General features: G+C 53.4%; 19 protein-coding genes. 8 read left to right on the top strand and 11 right to left on the bottom strand.

The annotated features are described in order from the left end of the window. Positions 1–29: 29 nt before the first annotated feature. The 4 genes from cgtA to rplU form a co-directional block, all read right to left on the bottom strand. The gene (cgtA, locus tag AC3G3F_RS08690; RefSeq protein ID WP_023246392.1) at positions 30–1,202 is read right to left on the bottom strand and encodes an Obg family GTPase CgtA; all 1,173 of its coding nucleotides are present in this window, start codon (positions 1,200–1,202) and stop codon (positions 30–32) included. Positions 1,203–1,217: 15 nt separating this feature from the next. Beyond that, the gene (locus tag AC3G3F_RS08695; protein WP_023246391.1) at positions 1,218–2,183 is read right to left on the bottom strand and encodes a DMT family transporter; all 966 of its coding nucleotides are present in this window, start codon (positions 2,181–2,183) and stop codon (positions 1,218–1,220) included. Positions 2,184–2,312: 129 nt separating this feature from the next. Beyond that, positions 2,313–2,570, bottom strand: a complete 258-nt coding sequence (gene rpmA / locus AC3G3F_RS08700; protein WP_000940593.1) for a 50S ribosomal protein L27 — start codon at positions 2,568–2,570, stop codon at positions 2,313–2,315. A 19-nt stretch (positions 2,571–2,589) separates the two neighbouring features. Next, on the bottom strand, positions 2,590–2,901 hold the full coding sequence (gene rplU, locus AC3G3F_RS08705) for a 50S ribosomal protein L21 (protein WP_000271396.1): 312 nt from the start codon (positions 2,899–2,901) through the stop codon (positions 2,590–2,592). Between the two features lie 258 nt (positions 2,902–3,159). On the opposite strand from rplU, the gene ispB reads away from it, so the two are divergent. Next, a complete protein-coding gene (gene ispB, locus AC3G3F_RS08710) occupies positions 3,160–4,131 on the top strand; it encodes an octaprenyl diphosphate synthase (RefSeq protein ID WP_001047354.1) in 972 nt (323 codons plus the stop codon). A 224-nt stretch (positions 4,132–4,355) separates the two neighbouring features. Continuing rightward, positions 4,356–4,643, top strand: a complete 288-nt coding sequence (gene sfsB / locus AC3G3F_RS08715) for a DNA-binding transcriptional regulator SfsB (RefSeq protein ID WP_023246390.1) — start codon at positions 4,356–4,358, stop codon at positions 4,641–4,643. Between the two features lie 58 nt (positions 4,644–4,701). On the opposite strand, the gene murA is transcribed toward sfsB, so the two are convergent. The 7 genes from murA to mlaF form a co-directional block, all read right to left on the bottom strand. Beyond that, entirely contained in the window at positions 4,702–5,961 is a 1,260-nt protein-coding gene (gene murA / locus AC3G3F_RS08720) for a UDP-N-acetylglucosamine 1-carboxyvinyltransferase (protein WP_079796082.1), read from the bottom strand. Positions 5,962–6,020: 59 nt separating this feature from the next. Next, entirely contained in the window at positions 6,021–6,275 is a 255-nt protein-coding gene (ibaG, locus tag AC3G3F_RS08725) for a BolA family iron metabolism protein IbaG (RefSeq protein WP_001518349.1), read from the bottom strand. Between the two features lie 187 nt (positions 6,276–6,462). After that, the gene (gene mlaB, locus AC3G3F_RS08730) at positions 6,463–6,759 is read right to left on the bottom strand and encodes a lipid asymmetry maintenance protein MlaB (RefSeq protein WP_023246388.1); all 297 of its coding nucleotides are present in this window, start codon (positions 6,757–6,759) and stop codon (positions 6,463–6,465) included. Next, a complete protein-coding gene (mlaC, locus tag AC3G3F_RS08735) occupies positions 6,759–7,394 on the bottom strand; it encodes a phospholipid-binding protein MlaC (RefSeq protein WP_023246387.1) in 636 nt (211 codons plus the stop codon). Before mlaC ends, mlaB begins: the two co-directional genes overlap by 1 nt. An 18-nt stretch (positions 7,395–7,412) precedes the next feature. Continuing rightward, positions 7,413–7,964, bottom strand: a complete 552-nt coding sequence (mlaD, locus tag AC3G3F_RS08740) for an outer membrane lipid asymmetry maintenance protein MlaD (RefSeq protein WP_023246386.1) — start codon at positions 7,962–7,964, stop codon at positions 7,413–7,415. Positions 7,965–7,968: 4 nt separating this feature from the next. Further along, positions 7,969–8,751 carry a lipid asymmetry maintenance ABC transporter permease subunit MlaE gene (gene mlaE, locus AC3G3F_RS08745; RefSeq protein ID WP_023246385.1) on the bottom strand — a complete coding sequence of 261 codons (783 nt, stop codon included), beginning with the start codon at positions 8,749–8,751 and terminating at the stop codon, positions 7,969–7,971. A 7-nt stretch (positions 8,752–8,758) separates the two neighbouring features. Beyond that, positions 8,759–9,571, bottom strand: a complete 813-nt coding sequence (gene mlaF, locus AC3G3F_RS08750) for a phospholipid ABC transporter ATP-binding protein MlaF (RefSeq protein ID WP_053508286.1) — start codon at positions 9,569–9,571, stop codon at positions 8,759–8,761. A 212-nt stretch (positions 9,572–9,783) separates the two neighbouring features. On the opposite strand from mlaF, the gene AC3G3F_RS08755 reads away from it, so the two are divergent. From AC3G3F_RS08755 to lptB, 6 genes are read left to right on the top strand one after another with little or no spacing between them, the layout of a single operon-like run. After that, positions 9,784–10,761, top strand: coding sequence for a calcium/sodium antiporter (locus AC3G3F_RS08755; RefSeq protein WP_023246383.1), 978 nt, complete (start codon positions 9,784–9,786; stop codon positions 10,759–10,761). 13 nt (positions 10,762–10,774) lie between these two features. Next, a complete protein-coding gene (gene kdsD / locus AC3G3F_RS08760) occupies positions 10,775–11,761 on the top strand; it encodes an arabinose-5-phosphate isomerase KdsD (protein WP_023183204.1) in 987 nt (328 codons plus the stop codon). A gap of 20 nt (positions 11,762–11,781) precedes the next feature. Beyond that, positions 11,782–12,348, top strand: coding sequence for a 3-deoxy-manno-octulosonate-8-phosphatase KdsC (gene kdsC, locus AC3G3F_RS08765; RefSeq protein ID WP_053529428.1), 567 nt, complete (start codon positions 11,782–11,784; stop codon positions 12,346–12,348). Continuing rightward, positions 12,345–12,920, top strand: a complete 576-nt coding sequence (gene lptC, locus AC3G3F_RS08770; protein WP_000047848.1) for an LPS export ABC transporter periplasmic protein LptC — start codon at positions 12,345–12,347, stop codon at positions 12,918–12,920. Before kdsC ends, lptC begins: the two co-directional genes overlap by 4 nt. Next, positions 12,889–13,443, top strand: a complete 555-nt coding sequence (gene lptA, locus AC3G3F_RS08775; protein WP_000669770.1) for a lipopolysaccharide ABC transporter substrate-binding protein LptA — start codon at positions 12,889–12,891, stop codon at positions 13,441–13,443. Before lptC ends, lptA begins: the two co-directional genes overlap by 32 nt. 6 nt (positions 13,444–13,449) lie before the next feature. Continuing rightward, positions 13,450–14,175 (top strand): LPS export ABC transporter ATP-binding protein, encoded by a 726-nt coding sequence (lptB, locus tag AC3G3F_RS08780; protein WP_000224104.1) that lies wholly within the window; start codon positions 13,450–13,452, stop codon positions 14,173–14,175. The last annotated feature ends 47 nt before the right edge of the window (positions 14,176–14,222 follow it).

Here is a 14,222-nt window from a genome sequence, read left to right on the forward strand (position 1 = left end):
CGCAAGCGCCACCGGGCATTTAAAGCCGATTAACGCTTATAGATGAACTCGACGCCTTCTTCGTCGTCTTCGTCCCAGTCGTCATCCCAATCATCGTCTGCGTCTTCTTCCACTTCAGCCAACTGCTGACGATGATAATCATCCCACATGAACTCGACTTTTTCCGGCTGTTTCGCTTCTTCAGCCTGCGCGATCGGGTTCTCGATGATAAAGGTCATCACATCCCAGCAGAGATCTTTCACTCCTAGCTGACTGGCAGCGGAAATCAGATAGTATTTCCCTTCCCAGCCCAACGCTTCGGCGATCGCTTTCGCTTTCTCTTCCGCTTCGGCTTTATCCATCAGATCGATTTTGTTGAACACTAACCAGCGCGGTTTAGCCGCCAGATCCTGGCTGTATTTTTCCAGTTCGCCAATAATGATACGGGCGTTTTCCACCGGATCGGAACCGTCGATCGGATCGATATCAATGAGGTGCAGCAGTACGCGGCAACGTTCGAGGTGCTTCAGGAAGCGAATTCCCAGGCCCGCGCCTTCCGCCGCGCCTTCGATCAACCCCGGAATGTCGGCCACCACAAAACTCTTTTCGTTGTCCATACGTACCACACCCAGGCTCGGCACCAGCGTGGTAAATGGATAGTCCGCGACTTTTGGTTTTGCTGCCGATACCGCGCGAATGAACGTTGATTTACCGGCGTTTGGCATCCCCAGCATCCCGACATCCGCCAGCAGCATCAGTTCCAGCAGCAGGTCGCGCTTATCGCCCGGCGTACCGTTGGTTTTCTGGCGCGGCGTACGGTTAACCGAGGATTTGAAACGGGTATTGCCTAACCCATGCCAGCCGCCCTTCGCGACCAACAGACGCTGACCGTGTTTGGTCATGTCGCCCATCGTTTCACCGGTTCCCTGGTCGATAATGCGCGTACCGACCGGCACTTTGATGGTCACGTCTTTACCGCGTTTACCGGTACAGTCGCGGCTCGCGCCATTCTGACCACGTTCAGCGCGGAACGATTTTTCAAAGCGGTAATCGATCAGCGTATTCAGGTTTTCATCGGCTTCCATCCAGACGTCGCCGCCGTCGCCGCCATCACCGCCGTCCGGGCCGCCTTTCGGGATATATTTTTCGCGGCGGAAGCTCACACAGCCATTACCGCCATCGCCTGCAACGACCAGAATCGATGCTTCATCAACAAACTTCATTTTACTCTCCGTAAATCATTCGCCTGAGCGGGGTTGCGAAACCACCGTTTCATGCTTGCGTAAACCGCCCCAAATACGATGACCAATGGCGGAATACATCGCGCCCGCAACCACGACAAACGCACCGAGATAACCTAAAAGGTTTAACATCGGTCTGGCGAAGAAATCGGGCCAGGCCATAGATAAAAGATCTGAAAACAGCAGGGTAAATAGCGGTGTAAGCGTGATTATCGCGCTCACCTGCGCCGCCTGCCAACGCGCCATCGCTTCCGCCAGGGCGCCATATCCTACCAGCGTATTCAGCCCGCAGAAAATCAAACAGGCGAGCTGCCAGTCACTCAGTTGCGCTATCACCATCGGTTTTGCCAGCGGTAAGAGCGCTATCGTACATAAAGTGTACAGTAAAAACAGGATTTGCTGCGAGGCCAGACGTCGCAATAATATTTTTTGCGCCACGCCATAACTCACCCATACCATCGCCGCGCCTACGCCAAAAATAACGCCCCAGGTGTAGTCGGTCAGTCGGGTAAAAATCTCGATCAGACTGGTGTTAAAAAACATCACCAGCCCGCTCAATAACATCAGCGCGCCAATCACCTGCGTACCGCGCATCTTTTCTTTCAGAATAAAGACGCTGGCGACCATCATGCCGACCGGCGAAAGCTGGCCGATAACCTGCGACGCCGTTGGGCTTAAATATTGCAAGGAAGAACTGAACAAAATGAAATTACCGAACAGTCCGCAGGTCGCTATCGCCAGTAATACCAGCCAGCGCGGCTTACGAAAAATACGCAGCGGCGGCAGCTTTCTTTTTACTGCCAGTATCGCCCCGAGGCCAATACTGGCCATTAAGAAGCGGTAGAAGACAATGGTTGGAGGCTCCATCACCTCCAGCACTTGCTTCATTGCTATTGGCAGCGCTCCCCAGCACATCGCAGTAGTGAGCGCTAAAAGAATACCAATGCCTGCCTGCTGCTTCATGCCGTATTCCCTGCAAAGACCCGTTAACGGCATTCGCACAGCCACACGGGTATATTTTAGTCGGCCATCGAATGTAAAAAGCCCCGCAACAGGTGCGGGGCTCTCATCCGTTACCGGACCACGAAGAACTTACTCAGCAACGATGCTGATGTATTTACGGTTTTTCGGGCCTTTAACTTCGAATTTCACTTTACCGTCTGCTTTAGCAAACAGAGTGTGGTCACGACCGCAACCAACGTTGGTGCCAGCGTGGAATTTAGTACCACGTTGACGAACGATGATGCTGCCTGCCAGAACTGCTTCACCGCCAAAGCGTTTTACGCCCAGACGTTTAGCTTCAGAATCGCGACCGTTACGAGTCGAGCCGCCAGCCTTTTTATGTGCCATTTAATCTGCTCCCCTATTCTTAAGCGCTGATGCCGGTGATTTTCACATCAGTGAACCACTGACGATGGCCCTGCTGCTTACGGTAGTGTTTACGACGACGAAACTTAACGATTTTAACTTTCTCGCCACGACCGTGGGCAACAACTTCAGCTTTGATTACGCCGCCATCAACGAAAGGAACGCCGATTTTGACTTCTTCACCGTTTGCGATCATCAGAACTTCAGCGAACTCAATAGTTTCGCCAGTTGCGATGTCCAGCTTTTCCAGGCGAACGGTCTGACCTTCGCTTACTCGGTGTTGTTTACCACCACTTTGGAAAACCGCGTACATAAAAAACTCCGCTTCCGCGCACACCTTTTCAATGATTCAGAGCGCGCTATAAATATTCACAATAGGGCGCGAATATTACGCAAATTGCACGGCTTTGACAAGTGCTACCATCAATACATGAAGAAAAAAAAAACAACGCATACGGTAACGTTTATCTGCGGCGTTTTTTCAGTACAATCAGAGTATATTTCTAACCATAAACCCTACGTTACCTCATTCAGACATGGGATAATCGGGGCGATAAGCCCGGCTTTTGCGATGAATTTAGAAAAAATCAACGAGTTAACCGCGCAAGATATGGCGGGTGTCAATGCGACAATCCTTGAACAGCTTAATTCCGACGTTCAACTGATTAATCAGCTAGGATATTACATCATTAGCGGCGGCGGAAAACGCATTCGTCCGATGATTGCCGTTCTTGCCGCGCGCGCGGTGGGTTATCAGGGCAACGCGCACGTGACTATCGCCGCTCTGATCGAGTTTATCCACACGGCGACGCTGCTGCATGATGATGTGGTGGATGAATCCGATATGCGTCGCGGCAAGGCAACGGCAAATGCCGCCTTTGGTAATGCCGCCAGCGTGCTGGTCGGCGACTTTATCTATACCCGCGCCTTCCAGATGATGACCAGCCTCGGCTCGCTAAAAGTGCTGGAAGTGATGTCGGAAGCGGTCAACGTGATTGCAGAAGGCGAAGTGCTGCAATTGATGAACGTGAATGACCCGGACATTACCGAAGAAAATTACATGCGGGTGATTTACAGTAAAACTGCGCGTCTGTTCGAAGCCGCCGCCCAATGTTCCGGTATTCTCGCCGGTTGTACGCCTGAGCAAGAGAAAGGGTTGCAGGACTATGGCCGCTACCTGGGTACGGCTTTTCAGCTCATTGACGATCTGCTGGATTACAGCGCCGACGGCGAGCATCTCGGTAAAAATGTGGGCGATGACCTCAATGAGGGCAAACCCACCTTACCGTTGCTTCACGCCATGCGTCACGGTACGCCAGAACAATCAGCGATGATCCGTACCGCTATTGAACAAGGTAATGGTCGTCATCTTCTGGAACCGGTTCTGGAAGCGATGACCACCTGCGGCTCGCTGGAATGGACGCGTCAGCGAGCGGAAGAAGAAGCCGACAAAGCGATATCCGCGTTGCAGATATTACCGGATACCCCATGGCGTGAGGCGCTAATCGGTCTCGCACACATCGCGGTGCAACGCGATCGTTAATGCTATTCTCTTATCCCGCGCCCTGCGCGGGATATTCCATTAAGCTCCAATAAACTCCAGATATTCTCTTGCCCATCTTTTTCTATGCGGCTTTCCTTGGCATATTCTGAATATTGCCGCCACTTACATGAACTTTTTAGAACATTCTTTCACGAAGCGTTATAGTATCGAACGTCGTCGGGTTGTTAAAACCGTAAATGATTAACCTCAGGAGTGATGGATGTATGGAAAGCAAGCTTATTGACTGGCATCCGGCCGATATCATTGCCGGGCTGCGTAAAAAAGGGACTTCAATGGCCGCTGAGTCACGCCGGAATGGATTGAGTTCATCCACGCTGGCCAATGCGTTAACGCGCCCGTGGCCGAAAGGAGAGTTGATTATCGCGAAAGCATTGGGAACGGAACCCTGGGTTATTTGGCCATCGCGTTATCACGATCCGCACACGCATGAGTTTATCGACAGAACGCGGCTCATGAGAGCGCGTAATAAAGGCAAGCAGAATGTAGAGTGAATGCCTGCAAAACAACCCCCGCAACAGCGTTCGCGGGGGTTATTCAGCGAACAGAAGGTTATTCGCCTTTCACACGTTCAATATTGGCGCCTAGCGCGCGCAGTTTATCTTCGATGCGCTCATAACCGCGATCGATGTGATATATGCGATCCACAACCGTCGTACCTTCCGCAATACAGCCCGCCAGCACCAGGCTCGCAGATGCCCGCAGATCTGTCGCCATGACCTGTGCGCCAGAGAGTGTTTCTACGCCATGGCATATCACGGTATTGCTTTCAATTTCCGCACGCGCGCCCATGCGGCTGAGTTCAGGCACATGCATAAAACGGTTTTCAAAAACGGTTTCTGTGATAAAGCCTGTCCCCTCCGCCACCAGGTTTAGCAACGTGAACTGTGCCTGCATATCGGTCGGAAATGCCGGATGCGGTGCAGTACGAACATTGACCGCCTTTGGTCGTTTGCCGTGCATGTCCAGACTAATCCAGTCCTTGCCCACTTCGATGTCCGCACCAGCATCACGCAGTTTCGCCAGTACCGCGTCCAGAGTGTCCGGTTGCGCGTTACGGCAGATGATTTTACCGCGAGAGATCGCTGCCGCCACCAGGAAAGTCCCCGTTTCGATACGATCCGGCAGCACACGATAAACGCCGCCACCCAGACGCTCTACGCCCTCGATCGTAATACGATCGGTGCCCTGCCCGGCGATCTTCGCCCCCAGAGCAATCAGGAAGTTAGCGGTGTCGACAATTTCCGGCTCGCGCGCGGCATTTTCAATAATGGTCGTCCCTTCCGCCAGCGTAGCGGCGCACATAATGGTGACAGTCGCGCCGACGCTGACCTTATCCATCACGATATGCGCCCCTTTAAGACGCCCTTCCACGGAGGCCTTTACGTAACCCTCTTCCAGCTTGATGGTCGCACCTAGTTGTTCCAGACCGGTAATATGCAGATCAACCGGACGCGCGCCGATAGTGCATCCCCCCGGCAGGGAGACTTGTCCCTGACCAAAACGGGCAACCAGCGGCCCCAGCGCCCATATCGAGGCGCGCATGGTCTTAACCAGATCATAAGGCGCGCAGAACACGTTCACCTGGCTGGCGTCAATGTGTACCGATCCATTGCGTTCCACTTTCGCCCCTAATTGGCTCAGGAGCTTCATTGACGTATCCACGTCTTTCAGTTTTGGGACGTTTTGGATCTCTACCGGCTCTTCTGCCAGCAGCGCGGCGAACAGGATCGGCAGCGCGGCGTTTTTGGCGCCGGAAATTGTGACTTCGCCCTGGAGCGTCGTTGGCCCCTGTACACGAAATTTATCCATTATTGTATTCTCAATTAAGCATTCATCTCCGCTACCGGCAGGTTACCCTTACCCGTAGCTTAAAATCCGTTAAGTTTACGATCGCGCGCCCATTCTGCCGGGGTATACGCTTTGATCGATACGGCATGGATACGGTTGTCCGCAATGTACTCCATTAGCGGGCCATAGACCGTTTGCTGTTTCTTGACCCGGCTCATGCCGTCAAACATCTCGCCCACGGCAATAACCTGAAAGTGACTGCCATCGCCGGAGACGTGGACTTCCTGGAGGGAGAGGGCATTCATCAGCACACTCTGAATTTCATGATTTTCCATGGGTTCTTTATTCGTCAAATAGTGAAAACAGCCCAACATCTTAGAGCAAAGTGGCGCCGTCTTAAATAAGCAAAAGATCACGCTGATAAATCAGAGCTGTAAAAGTGCCGGATGGCACCGCTAACGCGTCTTATCAGGCCTACGAAGATCATGCGAAGTGTAGGCCGGATAAACCATCCGGCATTCATTACATACGAGGAAGTACGTCTTCGGGCAAGTTATATAATTGCGCCAACACGTAGACCTTATCGTTAACGCCAGACAATGACACGGTATTGCCCTGTTTTTTTGCCTGGTTCACAAGGTGCGCCAGCAGCGCCAGGCCCCCCGTATCCACCCTGGAGATCTGGCTCAGGTCGATACGGGTAACGTCTGTCATCGCCTCTACGCGCGCGTCCCATAACGGCGTCAACACGTCCTGATCCAGCTCTCCCGCCAGCATCAGTGTGCCCGCTTCACGCGTCCAGGTGAGTTGCGGCGTCATTACTGTTTCTCGTCTAAAGTAATTTTCTGTTGAGAGATAGATTTCAATTGTGCGGTCAGGCCGTCGATGCCTTTAGTACGCAGCAGGTCACTCCACTCATTTTGCTTGGTGGTGATCATGCTGACGCCTTCCGCAATCATGTCATACGCCTGCCAGTTGCCGGTCTGGGTATTTTTGCGCCACTGGAAATCCAGACGCACCGGCGGACGACCGTTGGGATCAATAATCGTTACACGGATCGGCACAATGGTCGCATCGCCCAGCGGTTGCTCAGGCGCTATCTGGTAAGTCTGACCGTGGTACATCGCCAGCGCCTGGCCGTAGGCCTGTTTCAGGTATTCGCGAAACGCTGCAAAATAGGCTTCACGCTGCGCCGGGGTCGCATCTTTGTAGTAGCGGCCTAACACCAGCGCGCCGGCATATTTTACCTGCACGTACGGCAGGAGTTCCTGATCAACAACGTCGCGCAGGTAATCCGGATTGGCGCGAATTTTCGGCTGTTCGTTTTTCAGGCGATCAAAAGTTTTCTGCGCCGCCTCGTTCATCAGTTTATAAGGATTGCTCTGATCCGCTGCCGTTGCTACGCTTAATGGCGCAATGACCAGCATGGCCACCATCATCAGTCGTTTAAACATGCCTCAATTCTCCTGAGATTATTTCGTTGCGCCCACGGGCGTTGTGGCTTCAGTATGGCCTTCCGTTGCGGCTGGCGCATCGCCAGAATTCTTATTGTCGTCGCCTTTGCTGTTATAAAGGAACTGACCAATCATATCTTCCAGCACCATTGCAGACTTGGTGTCCTGGATCGTACTTCCATCTTTGAGGATAGACGTTCCCAGCTCAGGATCTTCAAAACCGACGTTTAATGCCAGATATTGCTCCCCCAGCAGCCCGGAAGTACGAATACTCAACGAGCTGGTATCGGGAATATGGTTATAACGCTCTTCGATGTCGAGCGTTACGCGCGGCAGGTACGTTTTCGGATCAAGCGAGATATCTTCAACCCGCCCGACAACCACCCCGCCGATGCGTACCGGGGAACGCACTTTCAGACCGCCGATGTTATCGAAGGTCGCATAAACCTTATAGGTCGGCTCCGTGCGCATAGAGGTCACATTTGCCGCCTTCAGGCACACAAACAGCGCCGCCAGCAACGCCACCAGCAAAAAAACGCCTACCCAAATTTCATTTTTTTTCGTTTGCATGAACTCAATTCCCAAACATCAGTGCGGTCAGCACAAAATCCAGCCCCAGAACGGCCAACGATGCGTGAACCACGGTACGCGTCGTTGCCCGGCTAATCCCGGCAGAAGTCGGTATTGCGTCATAACCGTTGAATAACGCAATCCATGTTACCGTAATGGCGAACACCACGCTCTTTATCAGACAGTTCACCAGGTCCATACGCCAGTCGACGGCATTCTGCATCGCGGACCAGAAGAACCCGGCGTCGATTCCCTTCCAGCTTACGCCGACCAACGAGCCGCCCCAGATACCGACCGCCACAAAGATAATGGTCAGTAGCGGCAACGAAATCACGCCAGCCCAAAAGCGCGGCGAAATCACCCGGCGCAATGGATCAACCGCCATCATCTCCATACTGGAGAGCTGCTCCGTCGCCCGCATCAGGCCGATTTCCGCCGTCAACGCCGACCCGGCCCGCCCGGCAAACAGCAACGCCGCGACCACCGGCCCCAGCTCGCGCAGCAGCGAAAGCGCCACTAACATGCCAAGACTGGTCTCCGCGCTGTAAGTGGTCAGAACCAGATAGCCTTGCAGCCCCAGCACCATACCGATGAATACGCCGGAGACAATAATGATAAGCATCGACAAGACACCCACATTATAAAGCTGGCGCACCAGCAGCGGCGCATGTTTGCGAAACTCCGGCTTACCGATAACCGCATTGAATAACATTAACCCGGCACGCCCGAACGTCCTGACGGTTTTGATCCCGCGGTGTCCGAGTGCTGCCAGCGCATTTAACAGCATGAGTGGCTTAACTCCCTGTTTCGAGTAAATCAAGGTGATAATCGCCCGCCGGATAGCGGAACGGAACCGGCCCGTCGGCAATGCCGTCAAGGAACTGACGCACGCGCGGGTCCGTATTCTCCTGCAACGCCTGAGCGCTACCGTGGGCGACGATTTTTTTGTCCGCCATGATCCAGGCGTGATCCGCAATACTGAGCACCTCTGGCACATCATGCGAAACCACCACGCAGGTCACGCCCAGCGCGCTGTTCAATTCTGAAATCAGCTTCACCAGAACGCCCATGGTAATCGGGTCCTGGCCGACAAACGGCTCATCGAACATGATGAGATCCGGTTCCAGAGCGATGGCGCGCGCCAACGCGGCGCGGCGCGCCATCCCGCCGGAGAGCTCGGAAGGCATCAGTTTTGCCGCGCCGCGCAGCCCGACAGCCTCCAGTTTCATCATCACAACGCTTTTTAGCAGCGGCGCGGGTAAAGTGGTGTGCTCCCGTAGCGGATAGGCCACATTGTCAAACACGTTCATGTCGGTAAACAGCGCTCCCGACTGAAACAGCATACTCATACGTTTGCGGACGGTGTAGAGCCGCGAACGGGACATGGCCGGCACATTCTCGCCATCAAATAAGATCTCGCCCTTATCCGGCGGGATCTGTCCGCCAATCAGGCGCAACAGAGTGGTTTTACCGATGCCCGACGGCCCCATGATCGCCGTGATCTTCCCGCGCGGCACCGTCAGGGAAATATTATCGAAAATGCAGCGTTCGCCACGGGAAAAGCTGACGTCGCGCATATCGACTAAATTTGCCACAGACTGACCCATTGATTCATCCTTCGTATTGCCTTGTTGAGGTAACCATGGCGCTGAATTTAACCATGGGTTCGACATAATTACAGAATATTCACTGACAGGGTTAGCGAAAGCTGGCATTCGTTTTACTTTTTAGCCGCATAAAGTCAAAATTAGGACTTCGTTACGGCTTCCAGATATCCCTTCCAGGGGACCGGCGAGTATACCTGAAGAAAGGACTTTAGATGCTTTTAGCGATGGCGCTACTCATAATTGGTTTGCTTCTGGTGGCCTACGGCGCCGATCGTCTGGTGTTTGCAGCCTCTATTTTATGCCGTACATTCGGTATTCCCCCGCTGATCATCGGGATGACGGTAGTGAGTATCGGCACCTCGCTGCCGGAAATTATTGTGTCGGTTGCCGCATCGCTGCACGGTCAGCTCGATTTAGCCGTCGGCGCGGCGCTCGGTTCTAACATCACCAATATTTTGCTGATCTTAGGGCTGGCGGCGCTGGTTCGTCCTTTTACCGTGCATTCCGATGTTTTACGTCGCGAATTGCCGTTAATGTTATTTGTTAGCGTGGTAGCCGGTTCCGTACTGCATGACGGACAGTTAAGCCGCAGTGATGGTATCTTTCTCCTGCTTCTGGCCGTGCTATGGCTGTTATTCATTGTTAAAATCGCGCGTCTGGCCGAACGGCAGGGAAATGACAGCCTCACTCGCGAACAACTGGCGGAACTGCCGCGCGAAGGCGGGCTCCCCGTCGCGTTCTTATGGCTGGGCATTGCGCTGGTCATCATGCCGATGGCGACGCGCATGGTAATCGATAACGCTACGGTACTGGCGAATTATTTCGCCATGAGTGAATTAACGCTCGGCCTGACAGTCATCGCCGTCGGCACCAGTCTGCCAGAACTGGCCACGGCGATTGCCGGCGTGCGAAAAGGCGAAAATGATATTGCCGTCGGCAATATCATTGGCGCCAATATTTTTAATCTCGCCATCGTGCTGGGGCTGCCTGCGCTGATCGCCCCGGGGGAGATCAACCCGCTGGCGTTTGGGCGTGATTATAGCGTGATGTTGCTGGTTAGCGTGGTTTTCGCTTTACTTTGCTGGCGGCATCCGCGCCAGATTGGTCGGGGCGCAGGTATACTGCTGACCGGCGGGTTTATCGTATGGTTGGCGATGCTCTATTGGCTATCGCCACTTCTTGTTGGATAACTGGAAACGGATTATGTCGCATTTAGCGTTACAACCGGGGTTTGACTTTCAGCAGGCAGGCAAAGAGGTCCTGGAAATTGAACGTGAAGGCCTGGCGGAGCTTGATCAATATATCAACCAGCATTTCACGCTGGCATGTGAAAAAATGTTCAACTGCACCGGAAAAGTAGTGGTGATGGGTATGGGAAAATCCGGTCATATCGGACGGAAAATGGCCGCCACTTTCGCCAGTACCGGCACCTCTTCCTTTTTTGTACATCCGGGCGAAGCCGCGCACGGCGATTTGGGGATGGTTACGCCGCAGGATGTGGTTATCGCTATCTCCAACTCCGGCGAATCCAGCGAGATCGCGGCGCTAATACCGGTGCTTAAACGCCTGCATGTACCGTTAATTTGCATTACCGGGCGACCGGAAAGCAGCATGGCGCGTGCGGCAGATGTGCATCTGTGTGTTAAAGTGCCCAAAGAAGCGTGCCCGTTAGGCCTGGCGCCTACCAGTAGTACCACCGCAACGCTGGTGATGGGCGACGCGCTCGCCGTGGCATTGTTAAAAGCGCGCGGCTTTACCGCCGAAGATTTCGCTCTGTCGCATCCTGGCGGCGCGCTGGGACGTAAGCTGCTGCTGCGCGTAAGCGATATTATGCATACCGGCGATGAAATCCCGCATGTTAATAAACATGCCAGCCTGCGTGATGCGCTATTAGAAATTACGCGTAAAAATCTCGGTATGACCGTCATTTGCGATGAATCCATGAAGATCGACGGCATCTTCACCGACGGCGATTTACGTCGCGTATTCGACATGGGCGGCGATATGCGCCAGTTGGGGATCGCCGAGGTGATGACGCCAGGGGGCATTCGCGTGCGTCCCGGTATTCTCGCCGTCGATGCGCTGAATTTAATGCAGTCCCGCCATATCACCTCCGTACTGGTTGCTGATGGCGACCAGTTACTCGGTGTGTTACATATGCATGATCTCCTGCGTGCAGGCGTCGTGTAGAAACTCAAGGATAATTAACGATGAGTAAAGCAGGTGCGTCGCTTGCGACCTGTTATGGCCCCGTCAGCACCCACGTCATGACAAAGGCGGAGAATATCCGTCTGCTCATCCTTGACGTGGATGGCGTATTGTCTGACGGCCTAATTTATATGGGCAATAACGGCGAAGAGCTGAAGGCTTTCAACGTTCGTGACGGCTATGGCATTCGCTGTGTTTTGACCTCCAATATCGAGGTTGCCATTATTACCGGACGAAAGGCTAAACTTGTAGAAGATCGCTGCGCCACGCTGGGGATCGCCCATCTTTATCAGGGGCAGTCGAATAAGCTGATCGCCTTTAGCAATCTGCTGGAAAAACTGGCTATTGCACCGGAAAACGTCGCCTATGTTGGCGATGATCTGATTGACTGGCCGGTAATGGAAAAAGTGGGATTAAGCGTTGCCGTTGCGGATGCGCATCCGCTGCTGATCCCCCGCGCTGACTATGTGACGCACATTGCCGGCGGGCGCGGCGCGGTACGTGAGGTGTGCGATTTGCTGCTGCTGGCGCAGGGCAAGCTGAATGAGGCCAAAGGGCAATCGATATGAGTAAAACCAGACGTTGGGTTATCATTCTACTGTCGTTGGCCATTCTGGTACTGATTGGTATCAATCTGGCAGATAAAGACGATCCTGCCGCCGTGGTGGTCAATAGCAACGATCCCACGTATAAAAGCGAGCATACGGATACCGTCGTGTACAGTCCGGAAGGCGCGTTGAGCTATCGTCTGATCGCACAGCACGTTGAATATTTTTCCGATCAGGCGGTCTCATGGTTTACGCAACCGGTATTAACCACCTTTGATAAGGATAAAGTGCCGACATGGTCGATCAAAGCCGATAAAGCCAAATTGACTAACGATCGGATGCTCTATCTGTATGGCCATGTTGAAGTCAACGCCCTGGTGCCTGACGCTCAACTACGCAGAATTACCACCGATAACGCGCAAATTAATCTGGTGACGCAGGACGTTACTTCGAACGATCTGGTGACGTTATACGGCACAACATTTAACTCCAGCGGACTGAAAATGCGCGGTAACTTACGCAGCAAGAACGCCGAGCTGATTGAAAAGGTTAGAACCTCTTATGAAATTCAAAACAAACAAACTCAGCCTTAATCTTATGCTTGCCGGCTCGCTGCTGGCCGCCAGCATTCCGGCATTCGCCGTCACGGGCGATACCGAGCAGCCTATTCATATTGACTCGGATCAACAGTCGCTGGATATGCAAGGCAACGTCGTGACCTTTACGGGCAACGTGGTGATGACCCAGGGCACGATTAAGATCAACGCCGATAAAGTCGTTGTTACCCGCCCTGGCGGCGAGCAAGGGAAAGAGGTGATCGACGGTTACGGCAATCCGGCCACCTTCTACCAGATGCAGGACAACGGTAAACCGGTGAAAGGCCACGCTTCACATATGCATTACGAACTGGCAAAAGATTTTGTGGTGCTGACCGGCAACGCTTATCTGGAACAGCTTGACAGCAACATTACTGGCGACAAAATCACCTATTTGGTGAAAGAGCAGAAAATGCAGGCCTTCAGCGAGAAAGGCAAACGCGTCACCACCGTTCTGGTGCCGTCGCAGTTGCAAGACAAAAACAAAGGCCAGACTCCGGCGCAAAAGAAGAGTAACTAATTCGTTATGGCAACATTAACTGCAAAGAATCTGGCGAAGGCCTATAAAGGCCGTCGCGTAGTGGAAGATGTCAGTCTGACCGTTAACTCCGGGGAGATTGTCGGTCTGCTCGGTCCAAACGGCGCAGGTAAAACCACCACCTTTTATATGGTCGTCGGTATCGTGCCGCGTGACGCGGGCAATATCATCATTGATGATGAAGATATCAGTCTGCTGCCGCTGCACGCGCGCGCGCGCCGCGGTATCGGCTATTTGCCGCAGGAAGCCTCTATTTTCCGCCGTCTCAGCGTATTTGATAACCTGATGGCGGTACTGCAAATTCGTGACGATTTGACCGCAGAACAGCGAGAAGACCGCGCCAACGAGCTGATGGAAGAGTTTCATATTGAGCATCTGCGCGACAGCATGGGACAGGCGCTGTCCGGTGGTGAACGCCGTCGTGTAGAAATTGCCCGCGCGTTGGCCGCTAATCCCAAATTTATCCTGCTGGATGAACCCTTTGCCGGCGTTGACCCGATTTCCGTTATCGACATCAAACGCATTATCGAACATCTGCGCGATAGCGGGCTCGGGGTGCTGATCACCGACCATAATGTCCGTGAGACGCTGGCAGTCTGTGAACGCGCCTATATCGTAAGCCAGGGCCACCTTATCGCCCACGGTACGCCGACAGAAATCCTGCAAGACGAACACGTTAAGCGTGTATATCTTGGGGAAGACTTCAGACTCTGATAGGGTAGAGGGCTATGCTGCTCTAGCGGGAGAAAACGACTCTGAAT

It is taken from the genome of Salmonella sp. FC25216 (assembly GCF_057751355.1).